Consider the following 19,877-nt stretch of genomic DNA (forward strand, 5'->3'; position numbering starts at 1 on the left):
ATGGCTGCCATCAAGGTCATGAACGGCGAGCAGCTGCTCGTGCAGATCGGCGACGGGGCCACGCCGACCGAAGGCTTTGCCCATGACTGCCTCATCAATACCGAGCGCGGCATCCAGTTCACCTCGACCACCAACGACACGGTGGTGCCGGACTGCGAATCGCCGGAACTGCCGGGCTGGTTCCAGCGCAACAAGGACGGGCTGTCGGCGACCATCACCGGCGCCGGCAAGGTGCACACGACCTCGCTGGAGAACTGGTGGACCTGGTACGCGGGCGACGCGACCAAGAACGTGCGCGTGCGCATCAACGTGCCGGCGGCGGATGGCGGCGGCTATTGGCAGGGCGCCTTCCACCTGACCGAGTTCCAGGTGTCCGGCACCCGCAAGGAGCATGCGGACGTGTCGGTCACGCTGATGAACGACGGGACGATCACCTGGACGGATGCGACGCCGTGACCCGGCACGGGGCGATCGAGCTCGACTGGGGCGGCGGGACGCACACGTTCCGGCTCGGCCTGGCCGAGATCGAGGAGCTGGAGGCCGCATGCGACATGTCGGTGTTCCTGCTCTTCGCGAACATGAACGCCACGACACCCTCTGCTCGTCTGAAGCACTATTCAGAGACGATCCGGCTTGGTCTGGTCGGTGGAGGCATGAAGCCGGTCGATGCGCGGCTTCTGGTGACACGCTATGTCGACGACAGGCCGCTGCACGAGAGCGTAGCGCTCGCCGAAGCTATCCTGCTGGCCGCCCTGCATCGCGTCCACACAACGGAGACGAACGACGCGGGGGAACAGACGGCGCCGAAGTCAGAAGGCTCGACTTCGGCGCCATCTACGGAAACGCCATCGTGATGGGCATCCACGACGTCGGCTCACTGTCGCTGGGGCAGTACCTGGCCATGGTGCGCGGCTGGAACAGGGCGCATGGCGACAACAAGCCGAAACCACCGAGCGGTGCCGAGTTCGATGCGGCGGTAGGGCGAGCGCGGAGCCCCCAATATGGCAATTGAAGCCGAGCGGCTCCTGGCGATCTTTGAGGCGCGATTTGCTTCGCTGGACAAGGCCCTGGCCAAGTCCAGGGGCGAAGCCCAGCGGTCCTTCAAGGCTATCGAGACCGCCGGTACCCGCGCCGAAAGCACGCTGGCGCGCGTGGGCTCGCGCGGACTGCCGGGGATGGAAAGGGTCAATGCCAAGCTCCGCGAGATGCGGCGCGAAAGCGACTTGACCACAAGCAGCCTCGGCGGCTTTGCACGCGGCTTCGCGGGAGCGCTCGGCGCCGGCCTATCCATCCAGGCGGCGCAGCAGCTTCTCGACACGTCGGCGCGTATTCGCAACTCCCTCAAGGTCACGGGGCTCGAAGGCGACAACCTGAAGCAGGTCTACGACCAGCTTTTCCAGTCGGCGCAGCGCAACGCCGCGCCGATCGAGTCGCTCACGACGCTCTATGGCCGGCTGGCACAGGCGCAGAAGACCATCGGGGCCAGCCAGCAAGACCTTCTGAACTTCACCGACAAGGTGTCCCTGGCGCTGCGGGTCAGCGGCACCAACGCTCAGTCGGCAAGCGGCGCGCTTCTCCAGTTGAGCCAGGCGCTCGGCGGCGGGGTCGTGAGGGCGGAGGAGTTCAACAGCGTGCTGGAAGGCGCCCCGGCGATCATCCAGACCGTGGCGGCCGGCCTGCGGGAAGCCGGCGGCAGCATATCGACACTTCGTCAACTCGTGCTCGACGGCAAGGTCTCGTCGGAGGCGTTCTTCCGAGCCTTCCTTGCGGGTGCGGGTCAACTCGAGGAGCGGGTCAAGACCTCCGAGACCACCATCAGCCAGGCGTTCATCCGTCTCCAGAACGTCCTGGTCGATCTCGCCGGCCGCTTCGACACGGCGACCGGCGCCAGCAGCAAGCTGGCGGAGTTCCTCTCCACGACGCTGGTCAACGCGATCAACGAAGTGGGAACGATCGCCACGAACACGGCTACGGGGCCGCTTGCCGCGTTCGTCGGAGCCGTCAACAAGGTCACGGACGCAATCGTCGGGCTTGGTGCCGAGATAGGCGAGGTTTCCGGCCTCGACCAGATCGGCAGGTCCCTCGGCGCAGAGCCGTACCGCTCGACCACGCTTGGTCGCTCGCCCGAGCAGATCAGGAACCGCATCGGCGAGTTGCAGCGGCAGCTGGCCGACATGCCCAATGCCGCCAAGCCGTTCACGGACGAAATCCAGAAGCAGATCGACAAGCTGCGCGAGGAACTGCGCCTTATCGAACAGATCGGCGAGAACCAGCGGCTTCTGCAGCGTTCCACCTATTCGACGGTCGGCGGCGAGGCGGCGACGCCGGACGCGGCGGCATCGGGAGGCGTCAAACCGATCACACTGGCCGACTACCCGATCGGCGGTGGAGGCAGCGCAACAAGTTCCGGCCAGACGCCCGCCGAAAGCGCCGCAACCCGCCTTGCCGAGCAGGCTGCCGACCGTCTTACCGCGGCCATTGCGGCACAGTCCGCTACGGCCGTCGATGCCGCAGCCCTGCTGCTCGGCAAGAGCGAGACGGCCAATGCCGGTGACATCAACGCCTTCCTGAAGCGCGGCGGCATCGACCTGAATGCGGCCACGACCGCGTGGTGCGCGGCGTTCGTCAACAGTGCGCTTGCGCAAGTCGGCATCAGTGGCAGCGGCAGCGACGTCGCCACCGATTTCCTGAACTGGGGGGTGAAGATCGACCCGTCCCAGATTCAGCGCGGCGACGTGCTTGTCCAGGATCGCGGGCTCGGCGCCGGGCAGGTTGGTGGACATGTCGGCCTGGCTACCGGCCTGGTGCGGTTTCAGGAGGGCATCCTGCAATTGCAGATGCTGTCCGGCAACGCGTCGAACAAGGTCCAGGAGGATTGGGTCAACGCCTCCGAGGTGGTGGCACGGCGTGCCACAGACGCATTCCAGGTGCCGACGGAGGCGCTCCGGCACATCGGCCAGCAGAGCAGCGCCGCGAAAGCGGAAACGGAGGCGGCAACGGCGGCGGTCCAGCAACAGGGGCAGGCCTACGAGCGGCTCGGCCAGGTCGCCCAAACCGCGCTGAACGGCCTCGCCACGGCGCTGGCCGACGGCAAGATCGAGGGCGAGGAGCTTTTGCAGATCGTCATGCAGATCGTGCAGCAGATGATCAGCATGCCGGGCTTCAGCTTCCCCGGCGGGGCGGGCGGTGGGCTGCTCAGCCTGATCCGCTCGGTGTTCGGCTTCGCCAAGGGCGGCATCGCCGCGCATGGCCGGCCGCTGCCGCTGCCGCGATTCGCCCGCGGCGGGGTGTCGCGCTCGGCCGCCATCTTCGGCGAGGCCGGGCCGGAAGCGGCGGTGCCGCTGCCGGACGGCCGGCGCATCCCGGTGGAACTTTCCATGCCGGTCGCCCGGCATGGCCGAAGCGGCGGCAGCAACGATACGGTGACGGTGATGCTGCGCGACGACAGCGGCCGCATGGCCGAGATCGCCGACCAGCGCATCGTCAGCCGGTCGGGCACCATCGTCAATGTCGCGGTGCAGCGCGCCAACGCCTCGGCGCCGGCGGCGATCGCCAAATACCGCAACGAACGCGGCAATTCGGACTATAGGCTCTGATGCTCTACTGGCCGACCTGCGCGCTCAACCCGAAGGAGACGCACGCCAATCCCGTGCCGTTCACGCGCGGCGGCGGGCGTTCGCTCAACGGCATCGAGCGGGCGACACGCACCGACAAGGGATTCTGGTCGATCGAGCTCACCGGCATCGTGGTGCGGCACGGCACAGGCTCGGCGCGCGCCTGGAACGCGCTGCGCACCGGGCTCAACGGCCGCGCCGGGCTGATCGTGGTGCCGGCGAAGAGCTGGGACACCGCGCCCTACGCGTCGGGCCGGTTCGAGCCTCGGGTCAGGACCGTGCATGACGACGGCACGCCGTTCTCCGACGGCACCACCTACAGCCAGGGCGCGATCGACATCGAGATGGCGGAGCATGCCGCGATCGGCTCCAGCGTGGTGACGCTGCGCCGCCTGATGGCGGCCGACGACCTTTCCGGCATCCGCTTCTCCTACAACCACGCGCTCTACGAGACCGGCCCGGCAATCGAGGTCGAGGGCGATCTGTGGACGGTGCCGCTGTTCCCGTCGGTCCGGGCCACGATTCCCGCCGGCGCGTCGCTGGAATGCGACCAGCCGACCTGCCTGGTACGGCTGGCGGAGGACCGCGGCATGGACCTGCCGCAGGGCAAGCGCGGCTTCACCGAAGCCTCCGTCGTCTTCGTAGAGGCGGTCGACCATTGGAACGACCTGGCGGCGGCGTGACATGACTGTCAAGTCGATACGCCTGCTGTTCCGCTTCGACTTCCCGTCGAAGACCATGCGGCTGTGGGACGGCTCAGGACCCTATCTCGACCTTGCCGGCGACATCTGGAAAGGCATTACCATCACCGAGGGGCTGGACACGATCGAGGCTGCGCTGAACGGCGAGGCCAACCGCCTCTTCATGGGCGTCTCCGGTATCCCGCCCGAGATCGCCGACCTCGCCTGGCAGGACCATGAGGCCGGCGACGTGATCGGCTCGACGGTGCAGGTGCTGATCCAGGACTGCAACGAAGATGACGACCCGGTCGGGATGCCTGAGGCGCGGTTCACCGGCAAGGTCGACGACATCATCTTCGACGACAGCGTGACCGGCGAGACGGTGAGCTCGACGGTGATGATCGAATGCGTCGGCCGCTTCGACCTGAGGGCCGTCACGTCGGGGCGGGTGATCTCCGACGCCGATCAGAAGGCACGCTCGGCGACGCTCAACCCGTCGGCGCCGCCGGATCGTATCGCCGAGCGGGTACCGAAGCTGCAGGACAAGACGATCGGATGGCCGCGGTTCCGCTGATTCAGGGGCGCCAGCTCGACCACTGGATCGAGGCGTATGGCGCAAAGCCGTGGGCCTGGAGCCATGTCGACTGCTGCATGGCGCTGGCCGACTGGTCGATCGCGCTGGGCAGCGAGGATCCTGCGGTCGACCTGCGCGGCAGCTATGCCGACGAGCCGCAATGCCATGCGGTGATGGCGGCGGCCGGCGGGCTGGTGCCGTTCGGCCAGCGCCTGGTGCGCGTCGGCTGGCGGCGGGCGGAGATGCCCAGTGAGGGCTGCGTGGCAGTGATCGGCAGTGCGACGGAGGCAACCCGGCAATGGGGCGCCATCCGCCACGAAGGCAAATGGAAGGTGCGCATGGACGAAGGTTTCGTCGCCTTCACCGCCGCGCCGCTGGCGATCTGGGATTTCTGACGATGCCGCAGTTCATCGCCGCGCTGGTGCTGCCCTTCGTGGTCAACAGCCCGGTGTTCTTCCTCGGGCCGGCTGCCATCTCGGCGACGGCGACGGGGCTCGGCTATCTCGCCACGGCGGCCGGGCTCTACGGCCTCAATTCCGCGCTTGCCCAGGAACCGGAAGTGCCTAAGCCGGAGGACGGCAAGTTCAGCCTGCGCCAGCCGGTGCCCTCACCGGCCTTCGTGCTGGGGCGCGCCAAGAAGGCGGCCGATTATCTGGCGCTGGAGGAGAAGGGCGACGCCGCCTACCACGTCTTCGCTATCGCCGGGCACCGCATCAACCGGCACGTCAAATACCACCTGCACGACGCGGTGGCGACGCTCGATCCGGTCACCGGGGCGGTGACCGATCCCGGGCATTTCGACGAGCGCGTCATCATCCGCTCGCGGCTCGGGCTCGATGCCGAGACCGCCTATGCCGAGATGGTGGCAGCGTTGCCGACCATCTGGACCAACAATCATCGCGGCGACGGCATGGCGACGACGCTGATGATCGCCCATTCGGCCGGGGTAGAAAAGCAGCAGAAGCGCTTTCCCAACGGCATGCCCGTGCTGACCGAGGAGATCGAGGGCGCGCCGCTCTATGACGGGCGCCAGCCGGCGCACGATCCGGCCGACCACAACAGCTGGGAATATTCGGAAAACCTGGCGCTGATGCGCCTGGCATATCACCCATCCGGTCGGCTTCAAGCTTGCGCTCGACGACCTGCACTGGCCGGACTGGAACCACGCCGCCGATGTCTGCGATTCCCTGGTGACCAACCGGGCGGGCGAGGAGGAGCCGCGCTATCACGGCGGCTTCTGGTTTCGCGCCAGCGACGACCCGCCGACGGTCGGCCGCATCATGGACCAGGCGGCCGAACTGGTGATCTACGAGACGGCCGAGGGCAAGATCGGCGTGCATGCCGGCGAGTTCGTCGAACCGGACGTGCGGCTGACGGCCGACGACCTGATCAGCGTCAATTTCGACGTCAACCGGCGGGCCGCCTCGACAGTGCTCGCGGTGCGCGGGCGCTACAACAACCAGGCCGCGACCTTCAACACCTCCGACGCGGCGATCGTCGGCGACCCCTACGTGCCGGAGGACGACACCGAGCGCACCCGCACGGTGGAGAATGTCGCGGTGCAGCGGCACAACCACATGCAGCGCTTGCAGACATTGGCCTTCAAGCGGGCCAACGCGCCGCGGGTGCGGCTGGTGTCGCATTACGAGCCGGCAAAGAAGGTACCCTACCGCCGCTTCATCCGCGTGCATTACCCGCCACGGCTCGACGAGGCGGTGATCGAGATCATCGGCCGGCCGAAACTGTCGCTTGTCAACCTGACCTACGAGGTCGAGGGCATGGTGGTGCCGCCGACGCTGTTTGCCTTCAATGCCGCGACCGATGAAGGCAATCCGCCGCCGATCATCCCCGAGATCGAGCATGAGGGCATTCCGCTGCCGGCGATGTTCGACGTGGTGATCCAGCGCGAGGCGGTCAGCGGCGGGCAACAGGCTGCCTTCGCGCTGGCTAGCTGGAACCCGCCGGCCTCGGAATCGCTCACCACGGAAGTCGAGTGGCAGCCGGTCGCCGGCGGCCCGACGCAGAGCGTGATGGCGAGCGAGGAAGAGACGGAGAAGCGCACCGGCTATCTCGCCGACGGGGTGCAATACCGCTTCCGCGGGCGCCACTGGTCGGCGGGGACGCCGGGCGAGTGGACGGCCTATATCGTGCTCACGGCCGTCGCCGACACCACGGCGCCGGGGCCGGTGAGCGGCGTGACGGCGCCCGGCGGCGTCGGCGAATCGCCGATCTCCTGGACCTCGCCGAACAGCCCGAACTTCGTGGCGGTGAATATCCGCCGCAACACAGTGAACAACGAGGGCACGGCGACGCTGGTGCACACCGAATACGGCCCGGCCTCCAATTCCGATACCTGGACCGACACCGCGCTGGCGCCGGGCACCTACTATTATTGGCTGCGGTCGCGCAACGGCTCGGGCGTCGAAAGCACGACGAGCGCGGCGACCGGCGCGGTCACCGTCACCTGACCTGAATTTTTTCCATCCCCGGAGCGACAGAGAATGGGCCAGTTCACCGACCTGATCGGCCATGCATGGCGCAAATACGAGACGCCGGGTGTGCCATCGTCTGGGCCTCACGACCCGAAGAAGGACGACATCATCCCGATCGGCCCGGCGCTTGACGAGGCGATCGAGGCCGCCGCGGCCGGCGAGGTCGTCATGGAAGTGTGGGACGGCGGCCTAGAAGACATCGAAGGGACACGCGAGGGGCAGCCGGGCTATGTGAAGCCGACCGATCTCGGCACGCACACCGATCCGGTCGTAGGCGGTACGGTACCCAACTCCGGCTCCTTCCGATGGTCGACGGCGCCGGCCGGGTGGAAGCGCATCGGCGACTATTTCGCGGCGGCGATCGAGAACATCGAGGGACTGCCGGCGGCGCTCGATGCCAAGGCGGATGTCACCGCCCTCGAGGCCAAGGCCGACGTTATCGCGCTCGAGGCCGAGGAGGCGGCACGCCTGGCCGGCGACCTGGCCAATGCCGACGCCATCGACCAGGAAGTCGAGGACCGCTCGGCCCTCATCGACATGGTCGACGACGGCGATGGCGAGGCAGTGGTCGACGAGGATGGTTTCATCGTCTTCCGCCGCTACTCATCCGGGGATATCGAGCTGCCCGGCGAAGAGCGGTTCGTCGCCGACGTGCCCGGCTATGCCGAAGTCGTCGTCGACGAGGACGGCTACATCCTCGAAGGCATACCCTCCGTCTCCGAGCCGGCGGAAGGTGTGTTGCCCGCCTCGACGCTGAACCTCGAAAAGCTGGACCGGACGCGCCTGCTCACCGGGATGATCAGGCGCGGGCGGCCCGAGCAGCTGCGCGTCGCCATCATCGGCGACAGCTTCACCGATGGGGAGGGTCGCTACGCACGGGCGCTGGCGCAGCATCTCATCGCCACCTATGGCGATGCCGGCGGCGGCTGGACGGGCTTTACCTGGAACGCGACGCTGTCGCACGGTAATGTCCGGCGCGGCGATCCGACCAATCCCTATACCGTCTCGCAACCTCAGAGCTCCGGCGGCTGGACGGCCAATTTCCTGACCGGCAACGGCCCCGATCTCGGCTCCATCCAGACCAGCACGGCCGGATCGGTCGTCAGCTTCGGCGGGCCGGCATCGCCGCAGCTCTCGCGCGTCGCTTTGATGTACGACGCTCAAGCGGCGGCATCTATCCGCTATCGCTACAACGCCGGCTCCTGGCACACCGTCGCGCTCGACGCGACGGGCGGGCCGAAGAGCGTCAACCTGCCGAACGGCATGCCGACCTCGGGCGCATGGACCTGCGACGTCGAGCATGTGTCGGGCACCTCGCGTCTGCAAGGCGCGCTGCTCGAATCGGCGGCGACCGGCGCGCGCGTGTCCAAATGGGGCGTCAACGGCTCGTCGGCGCTGGAATGGTCGCAGGCCAACGGCGCCAACTTCACGCAGGCGCTGGGGCTGCACGGGCTCGACCTGATCATCGTCATGCTCGGCACCAACGACCAGAACACCGGCCAGTCGGCGGCGCAGTATCTCGCGTCTATGACGACGCTGCTGACCCGCCTTCGCGCGGCGCAGCCGGTTGCCGACATTTTGGTGGTGATGCCGCCGGAGAATTTCGATCCGGATCGCTATCTCGTCAATCCGATGCCGCTCTACGCCAAGGCGATGGCGGGATACTGTCGCCAGCACGGTCTGCCCTTCATCGACCTGCAGCCATATTTCCCCGACTGGCCCGACTACAAGAGCGACGGGCCGTTCCCGCTGTGGAATCCCGACCTCACCCATGTCGGCGACGCCAACGACGCGCAGCCGGGTGGCAGCATGTTCGTGGAGGTGATCTCCCGCGCGATCGGCCAGGTGGACGGTCTCCAGAGTGCCCTTGACGCCAAGGTAGGTTCCGCCGAGCTCGCCGCCGTCGCCTCTGACCTCGGGGACGAGGTCACCGACCGGCAGGGCCTCATCAACAATGTCGCCAACGCGATCATTCCCGGCGTCGGACCTATGGCCGAGGTCTGGACCGGCCCCACGGATCGCGTCGCCGGCGGCATTCGCGAGGCTGACGGGCGCACCGTGGTCATCGGCCGCAATGGCGAACTCGGCGCCGTGCCGACCGAAGAGGACCTGCCGACCTATGTCGAACGCCTCGAGGTCCCCGGCTTCGAGGGCGACGCGGCGGAAGTCACGATCGATCCGGCGAGCGGTCGCATCGCCGAGTTGCTGCGTGCCAGCGACGGCCGCCGCTATGTGCTCGGCCGGGGCGGCGCGCTCGGGCCGGTGCCGACCGAAGACGATCTCCTGATCCAGCCCGCCGACGATGAAGTCCGGTTTCCAGGGGCCGCCGCGGCATCGCGCGTCACCAGCTACGATATCGGCGAGGACGGCGGCGAGCGTGCCTTCGTCGACGGCAACGGCCGCCGCTGGGTGCGCTACGAAGGCGGCGGCATCTTCGTGCCGGACGGTGCGCCGCGCTACGACGTGCTGATCTACGGCTCGGGCGCGGCCGCGCTCTGCGCTGCCCGGCGCGCCAAGGATTTCGGCTTGTCCGTCGTCATCGTCGTGCCGGAGGACCGGCTGGGCGGCATGATGAGCGGCGGCATTTCCATCGTCGACACCGGCACCGGCGGCGGCTCCACCACCTTTGGCTATCTCGCGATCACAGGCGGCTATGCCCAGGCGATGCTGCACGAGATCAACGGCTATTACGGCGGCACCGGCTCGCCGCGCCAGTATCAGCAGCGCGTCGCCCAGGCGGTCTGCAACCGCTGGGGTAAGGACTATGCCGATCGCGTCATCCTCGACAGCCCGATCGTCGACCGCTGGCAGTCGCTGATCATCCAGGACAGGCGCATCGCCGGCGTCGCCACGCGCGAGGGGCCGGTCCACTGCAAGATCGCGATCGACGCCTCCTATACCGGCGACCTGCTGCGCGCCTCGGGTGCATCGTGGACCTCGACGCGCGAGGCGTCGAGCGCCGACGAGCCGCTGGCCGGTTTCAACCTGCCGGGGGCGAACTATCAGCCAGGGCTCGACCTGCTCGCCGCCGCGACAGCCATGGGGCTGGGCGACGTCCCGGAGGAAGCCTACGCCTATAACGACATCCAGCACATCGCCGATACGTCCGGCCTGCCGGCGAACGGCACGGCGCAGGCCGCGCAGATGGCCTTCAACGTGCGCTCCGAGATCACCGACGCCGCCGACCGCATCCCGTTCTCGGTCTATAAGTCCGACGAATACGACCGCATCCACTTTATCCCGGCGCTGGCGGATGCCGTCGCGGAGGGAACAGCGACGATCGGCACCATCATCGCGCTGCAGGACGGCGCCAACCTGCCCAAGGTCGAGGGCGGCGGCGCCCAGCTCTACAACACCAATGCCGGGCTGATCGGCACCCACACCTTGCCGCACCTCTACAATTACGCGGCGGGCCGGTGGAGCGAACGGCGTGCCCTGCACAAGAAGCAGATGGCCAAGCATGTGGACTTCTTCCACTTCTTCGCCACCGACCCGGCCGTCGAGACCATGATCCCCGGCTTGCAGGCGGCCGTGAATGCCTTCGGCTGGGATCCCCGCGAATGGGCGGACTCGCCCTGGTATGACGGCCTGCCGCAGATGATCTATGAGCGTCAGACGATCCGCCTGGTCATCGACGACCCGATGACCAAGGCCGACGTGATGGTGCCGCATGACGATCCGGCCGCGCCCGACGACCCGATCGGCATCTTCTCCTATGGGCTCGACACCAAGCCCTGCAACTATTTCGGGCTCGATGCGGAAGGCGACGGCTCCAACGTCACGCTGATCTCGGAAGGCTACGAGAGCGGCATCGCGACGGCCAACTACGCCATCCCGATGCGCGTCATGCTGCCGAGGCGCAGCGAGGTGAAGAACCTCATCTGCGCCTGGCCTGTCGCCGTCACCCACAATGTGTGGAAGAGCCTGCGCATGGAGCCCTCGGGCGGCATGATGGGCGAGGCGGCGGGCTGCATCGCCGCGCTTGCCATCAATGCCGGACGCGCCGCCGTCCAGGACGTTCCCTATGCCGACGTCCGCGCCGCGCTGCTGTCGCGCGGCTCCATCCTTCCCGCCGTCTAACCCTGCAAGGAAACCGGAAATGGTCGATACGATCCGCCGCCGCGTCGGCACCTTCAACGCCCCGCTCGCCCCCGTCGCCATCCTCGGAGCCGAGATCGACGCTGTCGAGGCGATGGGCGAAAACGCCAACTACTGGCGAGCTTTCGACGGTGCGTTCGTCGGCGCCGGCACCGAGGAATTCCAGTGGCTGCCGCGGGTGGGCGATGTCCCGCTCAATCGCGGCGGCAGTTCATGGCCGACATTTACCGATGGTGCCATCCCCTATCTGGCATCCACCGACGAGACCAAATCGCTGGTGACGCCGCCCGGCGTTGCCATCCTGCCGCAGACCAGCCATGCCGTCGTCACCCTGGCCTATCAGCCGGGCACGGCAACCGGCGTGATCTGGGGCAATCGGGCCGACTACCTGATGACCAGCACGACCGAAGCGTCGTTCGAAGGTCTTGCGACGGGCCACAATCTGCTCGAGGACGACCTGATCTACATGACGCGCGGCTACAACCAGCGCGTCACCGTGCCCGACGCCAACACCTATCGCGACAACCAGTGGCACGTGCTGACGGTGCTGTTCACGACGGGCGCGCAGAATGTCGCCCGGTTGCGTGTGGACGGCGCGCAGATCGCCACCAACACCGACATCCAGGCGCCGATGGCCGCCCTCAATCTGCGCGAAATGCGCCTCTTCGCCAGCGGCCAGAACGCGCCGATGGCCGGCTTCCTCGGACGCGTCGCGGCGCATGCGGTCGTTCGGCGCGACCTGAACGCCGAGGCCGCGGCGCTGCACGAGATCGAGGCGTATTTCGGCTCGCTCGCCGGCATCACCATCCCGGCGCCGTAACGTCCGCCGCCGCCAAACAGGAGCACCCGCAATGACAGTCGTCCGCAGGATCAGGGGCGCCAACGGCAAGAGCGCCGGGCTTGGCATGATGATGCCGATCGGCGATATCGTCGCCTGGCACTATCCCGGCGGCAGCCTCAACGAGTCCGTCGTCAACCACGCCAACATCGACGCGCCGGCAACCGTGACGGGCGCGCCGACGGTCGGAGCGCACTGGCTCGGCTTCAAGAGCGTCACCGACTCGCCGAAATATCTCAACACGCCGCATCCGGACGGCGACGAGTTCACGCTGATCGCCGTCGCCCGCACCAGCAACGACATGAGCGGGGCCGAACAGTTCCCGACGATCGTCTCCACGCTGCTGTCGTCGGGCGGCATCACCGGCGCGCATCTCGGCTGGACGGCCCATTCGGTTGATGGCGCCGGCGCCCCGAAGGGGCGCATCGGCGGCCGGGCATATTTCGACAATTCCGGGACGCCGACGGAGGTGATCAGCAACCTCAACCAGGAGGATGTCAGCGCCTTCCGCGCCTATGCCTTCACCGCCAAAACCGGCGTCGGCACGGCGGTCTATGATCTGCTCGCCGGCACCCAGGACATCGACGCCTCGGCACTTGCGCTGGCGCCAAGCGGGCGGACATGGCGCATCGGCTCGTCCTACAACGGCACGCAGCGCTACGGCTCGTGCGACGGCGCGGCCGTGGTCATCGCCAACAAGGCCAAGGAGCTGGCTGACATCATGAAGGTCTACCAGCAGCTCAAGTCCTATTTCGGACGGCGCAGCATCACGATCTAGCCGCATAGGATCAATTCGGCGGATAGCCGGAAGCTTTCAGGAGAACCGACATGGCCACCGTGCTGGACATCCAGCTCGCGCTCTTGGCGCGCGGGTACGACCTTGGCAGAAGCGGCGCCGACGGGATCCTCGGGCGCATGACGATCGCGGCAATCCGCAAGTTTCAGGCGGATCGCAAGCTGCATGTCAAATGGCCAGGCACGATCGGGCCGATCACGCTGGCGGCGCTCGGACTGAGCGGCGAGGCGGCGCCAGAGCCGGGCGTGTCGGCTGACGAGATAGTGCCGCCCTGGGTGGCGCTGGCGCGGCGCAAGATCGGTCTGCACGAAAAGACCAACAACAAGACACTGCGCGACTGGCTGAAGAGCGACGGCAACACGCTGGGCGACCCGGCCAAGCTGCCGTGGTGCGGCGACTTCATTGAGACGGTGATCGCAGTCACGCTGCCGGACGAGCCGCTGCCCGGCAACCCTTACTGGGCGCTCAACTGGAAGGCGTTCGGCCGGCCGATCGACATCGTAGGGCTTGGCGCGATTGCGCCATTCGTTCGGCCGGGCGGTGGCCACATCGGCATGATCGTGGGCCACGACGCGAGCTATTTCCATGTGCTCGGCGGCAACCAGTCGAATGCCATCACTATCACCAAGATCGCCAAGAACCGGCTCTCCGGCCCGCTGCGCTGGCCGGCCACCTATCCGCTGCCTACCGAGGCACTGCCGCGCCGCGAGCTGGACGCGACCATCTCCACCAACGAAGCCTGAATGACGGCGTTCGCCAGATGTCAGGCAGCCCGGATATTGGGGGTGGCGCCGTTGATCTGTCTGGCGATCTCGTCGATCGATTCCCGCACCGCCAGCGCCCTCTGCTTGGTCTCGCCCTTCTTGCCGTCCGTTGTAGCCAAGGCGAAGTAGAGGGTCGATCCGCCCCCTAGGCGCGCAGCGATATGCGTCACCAGCTCGCCCGAGACGAGCAGCGGGTTGTTCTCCTTGTAGGAATTCAGCCTGATCCACATTCCGTAAACCCTTCCTCGATGCGTGCCCGCCGCGCCGGGAACCTCTTGGCAAGTCGATGTGACCCCAGTGCGACACGTGCGTCTCGCCGGGCCTCGCCGCGCCTGTTCTTTCAACCCAGAGGAGCATACCCATGATAACGAAGATCGACGCCATTGCAGCCACACTCAGGCCGGCGATTGCCGAGGCAGCCAAGCAGGCCGTGAGCAAGATGGCGCCGCCGCTGGATTGGGCGGAGGCCGGAGAGATCGCCGACAAGGTGACCAGGGAAGTCTCCGCCGTCGTCGTCAACCAGACCAACCAGGAGCCGTGGTACCAGTCGACCGTCACGATCGGCGCGGCGATCACCCTGATCACCGGCGGCTATGCGCTGGGCTACGACTTTCTCGACGGCACCATTCCGACGCCGGCGGAGTTCGCACCGGCGGCCGGCCCGGTGATCGGGGCGCTGATCACGCTCTATGGCCGCTGGTTCCAGAAGAAGCCGCTGGGCGCATGACGCCCATCCTCTTTCTGGCCTGGCTTGGGTAAGAAACCATGCAAGATTTGCTCGACGCGCTCGGCATCAAAGGATCGATCCTGGCCGCAGGATTGGCCGGCGGCGTGCTGCGCGCGCTGTCGCACCGACGGTTCAAGTTTCGCGAGATGGTCGCCTCGCCGATCTGCGGCGCGCTGGCGGCCGGCTATCTGACCGTGCCGACGCTGCACTACATCAAGTCGGTTGGTCTGCCGCTGCCGCCCGACGATGTCGCCAGCGCACATGCGGCTGCTTTCCTCATCGGCGTGTGCGCCATGTGGATTGCCGATATCCTCTTGGAGCTGGTGGTCCGGCGACTAAAGCCGCAAGCTGACAGGTGAAGCCGGCTGGGTGGCGCGTACCTCGGTCGGCCCTAAAGGTCAAAACTGAAAGTCATTGCTTTCGCTTCGGGGGCCGCGCGTCAGACATCTTGGCAGCCACTTCAGCCGGTTCTTCTTGAACGTGGAGCGTCCGTGGTCGCCCCAGACCTTTGGCGTCGATATCGGAAGCCTCGAAGTACAGAATCGTCCCTCCAGAAGGCCTGCTAACAAAATGGGTCATCTTTTCTGCTTGCACATAGACCTCAGGCCGGTTGACGCCGCTCAGTTTAATCCACATGCTGCATCCAGTTTTTTGCGAGGTCCAAACTAGGGGGCGATCTGCGAAATGATGGTCGGCTAAGCACGAGAGTCTCAGCCGACCGCCTTGGGAGGCCTGAATAGGTTTAGCCTATTTGATGAATGTGAAGGCTGGACGACGCTTGCGGAACTGGGAACACATCCGGTCGCCGCAGACGGTCGGGCAAAGAGCCCGCCGCGCTCCGGGGTTACCGGCATCGCGGCCGCTGCCATCGCTCCGTCGTCACGGCATACTGGTCGAAGAATTGTCGGCCCCTGACGCTTGCCGCCTGTGCCTGCGGTAGGACGACGGCAACCGGCTTCCACTGTTGGTTCTCCCTAACAGGAAGACCCGCCAATTTGTGACGGGCCTCTCTGGAACCGCGAATATCCTGACAGGAGGTTCCCCCCCGCCCACGCCTGCTGTCCCATGCGTCTTTTTTGTATAGCAAAGGGGTCAGGATAGGGGTACAGTTATCAAGTCGTCCGCACCCGATACGGCAAACGGACGCTTGGAAGAGTTCATCACGCTTTCGCCCAACCCTAGGGAGAAAAGCGTCATGCCTTTCACCAGATATTTTGGCGTATTCAATCCGACCGATCTTGCGATCATCCAGAAGGTCTTCAACCAGTTGTGCGAAGAGCGCCGACTGGCTCAGAAGGACAGAGATGAGCGGGAGGCGTTGGCTGCGGAGGTCGTCCGCGTCTTCCAGTATGGCATAACTGCTGAAGGCGATCTGTGGCAGTCAGTTTCCAGGCGGCGGAAAGCAAAAGATGTCATCACGCCCTGATCCGACCGCGTTTTGTCCGCCTCGTGGCGGCCGTCACGGTCTTCATGCCGTTCGACTCAGCTTCGACGCCTCGCGCATCAGCGCCTCGCGGTCGTTGCCATGACGGGCGATCGGCTCGCGAGTCTGCTCGACGCGTACGAACCCTTGAACATATTTCCTCGGCGGGAACCATCTCCAATCCGTCGCCGTTCCAGTGATCTCACCAATGGAGGCATCAATGGCCGCCGACGATCCCCAACGGATGACACAGACTGAGTCAAAGGAAGCCCTTGAAAAGCAGGTCGCTCAATTGCGACGCGAGATCACCTCGATGAAGCGAACGCTCGCTGCCCGCGCTGAACAAGCGGCCGAGCAATCGTCGGGCTGGGTCGAAAACGCTACAGATCGGGCCGGTCGTGCCGCCTCAGCGCTCAAGTCGCGCGCCCAAGAGGTTTCAGGGGCAGTTCAGGAGAATCCCGTTACCTACTCTACAACCGCGCTTCTCTTCACTGCCGTGGGTTTTATGATCGGTTTGGCAGTCGGGCAGAGTTCCGATCACCGCCATCGTCGCTGGCATTAAGCCTCACCAGGACGACCAGGAACGGCAGCGTCCTCTGAGAACAATTCCCCGCGGCTCATAGGAGCGTGCTGCGGCTGCTCGTGGTAGAGCACTTGACGAATGCGTCTCACGTCGTAGAGTTGACCGCATGTGGGACACTTGAAGGCATACGCGCGTTGCCTCTTTCCGATCTTGGGTAGTCGCCCGTGCTCGGCCCGATGATCGGCTGGTTTAGACAAGCGCACCTCCCACCGCCATATCTCCCGTCTATGCGGCCTAATGCGCCGCACTCTTCAATCCATCCATGTATCTTTCCAGGCGTTCGAGACGTGTACGTGCCTCTCGGATGTAAGCTTCGATATCGGGGAACATCACTCCGCGCTCCTCGAAATCAAACCGTCCCGCCTCCATGTCCACAATGCAGTCGCGCAGGCGCTCAGCCTCCGCTTCGCAGGCGGCAAGCATCTGCTTGGGGGTCGGTTCTGGCACTGTGCTCGCGTTTGCCATGTCCACCGAACCTCGGAGTCCTCGACTGGTTCCCAAGCTGGGTCGACAATCAGGAGGAACATTTGCGCTCTTGGTCGGTTCTACAGACCTAGGCCCTAAATTGTGTGCCCCATAGGGTCGAGTAAGCCCGTCGCGCCCTCCCTCAACGCGGCGGGCGTCGCCTGTGGTTGTCATGGTCAATCCTTCTGAACAACTGCCCGGAAAGGGAGGGCCAAATGCACAGTGCCGCCCGCGCGGGGGCTATGCTGGACGCCATGCACCGCCCCAGCGACCGAGAACGCCTTTGCCGCGCTGAAGCGAGGCGCATCCAATGGCTTCTTCAGCCGCCGCTGGTGTGACTGCGATCAAAGTCGCAAGCAGGAGAATTCGGGAAACCTTTTGACAAAGCACGACCGGCGCGATTGCAGTCCTGGGGGGCGAGTTCGCGCCGGTCGAGGGGAACATCGGAGCATCAGCGTCGTTCCCTTCATAGTCAAAACGGGTGCAGGGAGGATATCCCATGAGTGCCGATCCCGCGCACAGAATCTCGCCCGACGTACGGGCGGCGATCAGCAATTTCTTGAGAAACGAGCGGCAAGGAGACGTTCGCCCCTTTGCTGTTTCGGAAGCCCTCAACGCCATTAGACGCGTATCCCGGATCTTGAAATATCTGATTCTGACCTGGTCGACGCCATCGCCAGCGAAGCGCTGGCAGCTGGGCAAGCTATTGATTTTGACGTGCCGAAATCACCAGCGGCGCTCCAGTTGAAGTCGTCGCTTGAACGATGGGAAGACGAGGGCGGCGCTCCTCGACGAAGCAAACTGGGCCGAGAGGCCAAGCGTCGCATAGTCAACGACACTGCCGGGACGCGGCGTCGCGCGACCGAGACAAAAGATCGCAATCGGCTGATCTAAGGCAAGATGGCCCGCCACCTCCCAACGGCGCTCGCGTTCACGTTCCTGTTTTCACGATCTTCTCGCCGCGCTCGGCATGGAGCCGCACGGTTCTACTTCAAGGCTCCGTGCGGCGTAAATGGCGGCTCTGGTGGTGCGATCTGCTTGTACCTGCAATCTCAGTGCCGCCAACTCATCCCGCAAGCGAATCATGCATTCTCTCTGCGCGACAAGCAGAGCGCGCAGCTCGCGGGCTTCGCTGAAAACGATATCCATGCCGTCGCCGAACTTCACATGCCCCTGAATGTTTCCCGCCATCTTACAGCGGAATGGTGCCTTCACAAGGGACCGGATGATTCAGCCGCCGCAGTCTGTGAGCCGAATGCGCAGCCAACTGTGGCGGGACGAGAAGGCGGGATAAGCACGCCTAGCCTATGCACTTCCCCAACAGGGAGCTTGAGGCCCATCGCAAGGGGGAGCGGGGGGAGCGATGGGCCTCGGCATTGCTGCTTAACGTGGAACGCAGAACTCTTCCGCGCCCAAAGAGTATGCAGCAAACATTGTTAACGCGTGGTTACTTCTGCATCCCTTGGCGTCCCATTCATAATTAAAAATCAGCTGTGAATGTTTCCACCTAGTTCATATTTAGGTGCAAACCTTCAATTGGGCGGTAGCAGGGAAGAAAATCTTGACTGAACTGCCATTCAATTCCGAAGCAAAAAAGACCGATTATACCAGAAGTAGTGCAGCGGCGAATCACAGCCTTGGCGTGTTGATAAACGCAGTTGTCTCGGCGCAATACCGCCTGCCGGCAGACGAAGTCATCAAGCTTGCCCGTTCTTTGCCTCGGCAAGATAGCTCATCCGAGCGTCCTTCGCCGCTGCAACGAAGGCAGCGCGGGCGACGTAGCTGGGTTGCCGCTGCACTCACCACACCAGCAAACGGACGCCGGTGACGACCTCATAAAAGGCGAGCCCGCCGCCCGCAGCGGAAAGCAGAACGCCGACAACGAGCGCGGCAATCAGGATTGGCGATTCTTCCATGTCTTTCGTCTCAACGACCAGGCAAGCGTGCCGGATCGATGTGACACCCAGATAATGATCGGATGGACAGATCGGTAGTGCGTGGATCGGTCCATGGCCGGGCCAGGTCGCATCAGGGCCGACCGCCCAATGTCGCAAACTGAGTAATCCGTCTAAATCACGCCGGATCGCGTATATTCAGCGGATATTGTGTGTGTTCTTCTGAGGCGGGTCGATCAATGGCCGCTTAGAATCTCTTATCGCTGCGTCACGTTCGGCATAGCAGCGAGGAGGTTAACATGCATGGCAATATCGGGAGCATTCAGCGCGCCAGGATTGTTCGTCGCTCAGACACCTGGACCTTCGGAGAAGGCGAAGTCCTTAGGAAAACATGGCCCGATGTTGATAAGATAAAGGCTTTGCTGCCACATCGCACCGAGAGAGCCATCCGCTATATGGCGAAGAGATGCGGGCTTGTCCCTGACAAAGAGCAGCATATTTGGACGTGTGCGCAAGACAAGACCCTAAGAACTATGGCAGCCGCAGCGGCAACACGTCGGGAGATCGCCGCAGCGGTTGGCCTTACGGTGGCACAGGTGGCCAACCGATTGCTCTATAAGCGCATTAATATTGCAAAGCGCCCACCTAAACCGGTGAGCGATCCTTTGCTGAATTCCATCCGAAGGCGGGCATTCGAGCTGAATGTTTCTGCTGCGGAGCTGGACCTCTCTTTGGGAAACAGAAAGATTTTCCGTCGCGTGTGGAAAGGCAGAGACGTTGACGTAAACCACATCGCTCGGGTGTGAACCGGCGTGCAAAGTTGACCCCCTAGGCGGGGTTATCGGCGTCCAAAATTGACCCCCCTCATTGGTTCGTTCTGCGACCATCCGTTCGGTTTTTCGAGCGGATGGAGAGGGGATGAAGTCGG

22 protein-coding genes are annotated in these 19,877 nt (G+C 65.0%); 18 read left to right on the forward strand and 4 right to left on the reverse strand.

Annotated elements, in window-relative coordinates; genetic code table 11:
* Genes C7I84_RS06065 through C7I84_RS06090 form a run of 7 tightly spaced genes read left to right on the forward strand, consistent with a single transcriptional unit; the run spans position 1 to position 5,263 of the window.
* Positions 1–456: a phage tail tube protein gene (locus tag C7I84_RS06065; protein WP_106771254.1), complete on the forward strand. Its 456-nt coding sequence runs from the start codon at positions 1–3 to the stop codon at positions 454–456.
* Positions 453–854 (forward strand): gene transfer agent family protein, encoded by a 402-nt coding sequence (locus tag C7I84_RS06070; RefSeq protein WP_165815997.1) that lies wholly within the window; start codon positions 453–455, stop codon positions 852–854. Before C7I84_RS06065 ends, C7I84_RS06070 begins: the two co-directional genes overlap by 4 nt.
* Complete coding sequence (locus tag C7I84_RS29940; RefSeq protein ID WP_165815998.1) at positions 854–1,012, forward strand: hypothetical protein; 159 nt, start codon at positions 854–856, stop codon at positions 1,010–1,012. The genes C7I84_RS06070 and C7I84_RS29940 overlap by 1 nt, the downstream gene beginning before the upstream one ends.
* Positions 1,002–3,596, forward strand: coding sequence for a tape measure protein (locus C7I84_RS06075; RefSeq protein WP_106771255.1), 2,595 nt, complete (start codon positions 1,002–1,004; stop codon positions 3,594–3,596). Before C7I84_RS29940 ends, C7I84_RS06075 begins: the two co-directional genes overlap by 11 nt.
* On the forward strand, positions 3,596–4,297 hold the full coding sequence (locus C7I84_RS06080) for a hypothetical protein (RefSeq protein WP_106771256.1): 702 nt from the start codon (positions 3,596–3,598) through the stop codon (positions 4,295–4,297). The genes C7I84_RS06075 and C7I84_RS06080 overlap by 1 nt, the downstream gene beginning before the upstream one ends.
* Before the next feature lies 1 nt (position 4,298).
* On the forward strand, positions 4,299–4,868 hold the full coding sequence (locus tag C7I84_RS06085; protein ID WP_106771257.1) for a hypothetical protein: 570 nt from the start codon (positions 4,299–4,301) through the stop codon (positions 4,866–4,868).
* Positions 4,850–5,263, forward strand: a complete 414-nt coding sequence (locus C7I84_RS06090; protein WP_106771258.1) for a DUF6950 family protein — start codon at positions 4,850–4,852, stop codon at positions 5,261–5,263. Before C7I84_RS06085 ends, C7I84_RS06090 begins: the two co-directional genes overlap by 19 nt.
* A gap of 212 nt (positions 5,264–5,475) precedes the next feature.
* Here the strand turns inward: C7I84_RS06090 and C7I84_RS29945 are convergent, their stop codons facing one another.
* Positions 5,476–5,994: a hypothetical protein gene (locus C7I84_RS29945; protein ID WP_165815999.1), complete on the reverse strand. Its 519-nt coding sequence runs from the start codon at positions 5,992–5,994 to the stop codon at positions 5,476–5,478.
* Positions 5,995–6,058: 64 nt separating this feature from the next.
* Between C7I84_RS29945 and C7I84_RS29950 the strand changes: the two genes are divergently transcribed.
* The 5 genes from C7I84_RS29950 to C7I84_RS06115 are packed head-to-tail and all read left to right on the forward strand — an operon-like array spanning position 6,059 to position 13,835.
* On the forward strand, positions 6,059–7,336 hold the full coding sequence (locus C7I84_RS29950; RefSeq protein ID WP_165816000.1) for a phage tail protein: 1,278 nt from the start codon (positions 6,059–6,061) through the stop codon (positions 7,334–7,336).
* A gap of 33 nt (positions 7,337–7,369) precedes the next feature.
* Positions 7,370–11,440 (forward strand): FAD-dependent oxidoreductase, encoded by a 4,071-nt coding sequence (locus C7I84_RS06100; RefSeq protein WP_106771259.1) that lies wholly within the window; start codon positions 7,370–7,372, stop codon positions 11,438–11,440.
* 19 nt (positions 11,441–11,459) lie between these two features.
* Positions 11,460–12,278 (forward strand): hypothetical protein, encoded by an 819-nt coding sequence (locus tag C7I84_RS06105; RefSeq protein ID WP_106771260.1) that lies wholly within the window; start codon positions 11,460–11,462, stop codon positions 12,276–12,278.
* A 31-nt stretch (positions 12,279–12,309) separates the two neighbouring features.
* Positions 12,310–13,074, forward strand: a complete 765-nt coding sequence (locus C7I84_RS06110) for a hypothetical protein (RefSeq protein WP_106771261.1) — start codon at positions 12,310–12,312, stop codon at positions 13,072–13,074.
* A 50-nt stretch (positions 13,075–13,124) separates the two neighbouring features.
* The gene (locus C7I84_RS06115; RefSeq protein WP_106771262.1) at positions 13,125–13,835 is read left to right on the forward strand and encodes an NlpC/P60 family protein; all 711 of its coding nucleotides are present in this window, start codon (positions 13,125–13,127) and stop codon (positions 13,833–13,835) included.
* A 20-nt stretch (positions 13,836–13,855) separates the two neighbouring features.
* Here C7I84_RS06115 and C7I84_RS06120 read toward each other — a convergent pair whose 3' ends face one another.
* Positions 13,856–14,086 carry a hypothetical protein gene (locus C7I84_RS06120; protein WP_106771263.1) on the reverse strand — a complete coding sequence of 77 codons (231 nt, stop codon included), beginning with the start codon at positions 14,084–14,086 and terminating at the stop codon, positions 13,856–13,858.
* Positions 14,087–14,217: 131 nt separating this feature from the next.
* On the opposite strand from C7I84_RS06120, the gene C7I84_RS06125 reads away from it, so the two are divergent.
* Together C7I84_RS06125 and C7I84_RS06130 are read left to right on the forward strand one after the other, a co-directional pair.
* Entirely contained in the window at positions 14,218–14,583 is a 366-nt protein-coding gene (locus C7I84_RS06125; RefSeq protein ID WP_106771264.1) for a hypothetical protein, read from the forward strand.
* Positions 14,584–14,621: 38 nt separating this feature from the next.
* Entirely contained in the window at positions 14,622–14,942 is a 321-nt protein-coding gene (locus C7I84_RS06130; RefSeq protein WP_106771265.1) for a hypothetical protein, read from the forward strand.
* Between the two features lie 52 nt (positions 14,943–14,994).
* On the opposite strand, the gene C7I84_RS29630 is transcribed toward C7I84_RS06130, so the two are convergent.
* The gene (locus C7I84_RS29630; protein WP_133170063.1) at positions 14,995–15,219 is read right to left on the reverse strand and encodes a hypothetical protein; all 225 of its coding nucleotides are present in this window, start codon (positions 15,217–15,219) and stop codon (positions 14,995–14,997) included.
* A 511-nt stretch (positions 15,220–15,730) separates the two neighbouring features.
* Here C7I84_RS29630 and C7I84_RS30320 point away from each other — a divergent pair.
* Both C7I84_RS30320 and C7I84_RS06140 read left to right on the forward strand, forming a co-directional pair.
* Positions 15,731–16,009 carry a hypothetical protein gene (locus C7I84_RS30320; RefSeq protein ID WP_207770971.1) on the forward strand — a complete coding sequence of 93 codons (279 nt, stop codon included), beginning with the start codon at positions 15,731–15,733 and terminating at the stop codon, positions 16,007–16,009.
* A 217-nt stretch (positions 16,010–16,226) separates the two neighbouring features.
* Entirely contained in the window at positions 16,227–16,568 is a 342-nt protein-coding gene (locus C7I84_RS06140) for a hypothetical protein (RefSeq protein WP_106771266.1), read from the forward strand.
* Between the two features lie 255 nt (positions 16,569–16,823).
* On the opposite strand, the gene C7I84_RS06145 is transcribed toward C7I84_RS06140, so the two are convergent.
* Positions 16,824–17,054 carry a hypothetical protein gene (locus C7I84_RS06145; protein ID WP_133170064.1) on the reverse strand — a complete coding sequence of 77 codons (231 nt, stop codon included), beginning with the start codon at positions 17,052–17,054 and terminating at the stop codon, positions 16,824–16,826.
* Between the two features lie 499 nt (positions 17,055–17,553).
* Here C7I84_RS06145 and C7I84_RS30530 point away from each other — a divergent pair, with 499 nt between their 5' ends.
* Both C7I84_RS30530 and C7I84_RS29635 read left to right on the forward strand, forming a co-directional pair.
* Complete coding sequence (locus C7I84_RS30530; RefSeq protein WP_245428325.1) at positions 17,554–17,802, forward strand: hypothetical protein; 249 nt, start codon at positions 17,554–17,556, stop codon at positions 17,800–17,802.
* A 1,446-nt stretch (positions 17,803–19,248) separates the two neighbouring features.
* On the forward strand, positions 19,249–19,755 hold the full coding sequence (locus C7I84_RS29635) for a hypothetical protein (protein ID WP_133170065.1): 507 nt from the start codon (positions 19,249–19,251) through the stop codon (positions 19,753–19,755).
* Positions 19,756–19,877: the final 122 nt, after the last annotated feature.

Source organism: Kumtagia ephedrae, from assembly GCF_003012745.1.
Taxonomy (GTDB): Bacteria; Pseudomonadota; Alphaproteobacteria; order Rhizobiales; family Rhizobiaceae; genus Kumtagia; species Kumtagia ephedrae.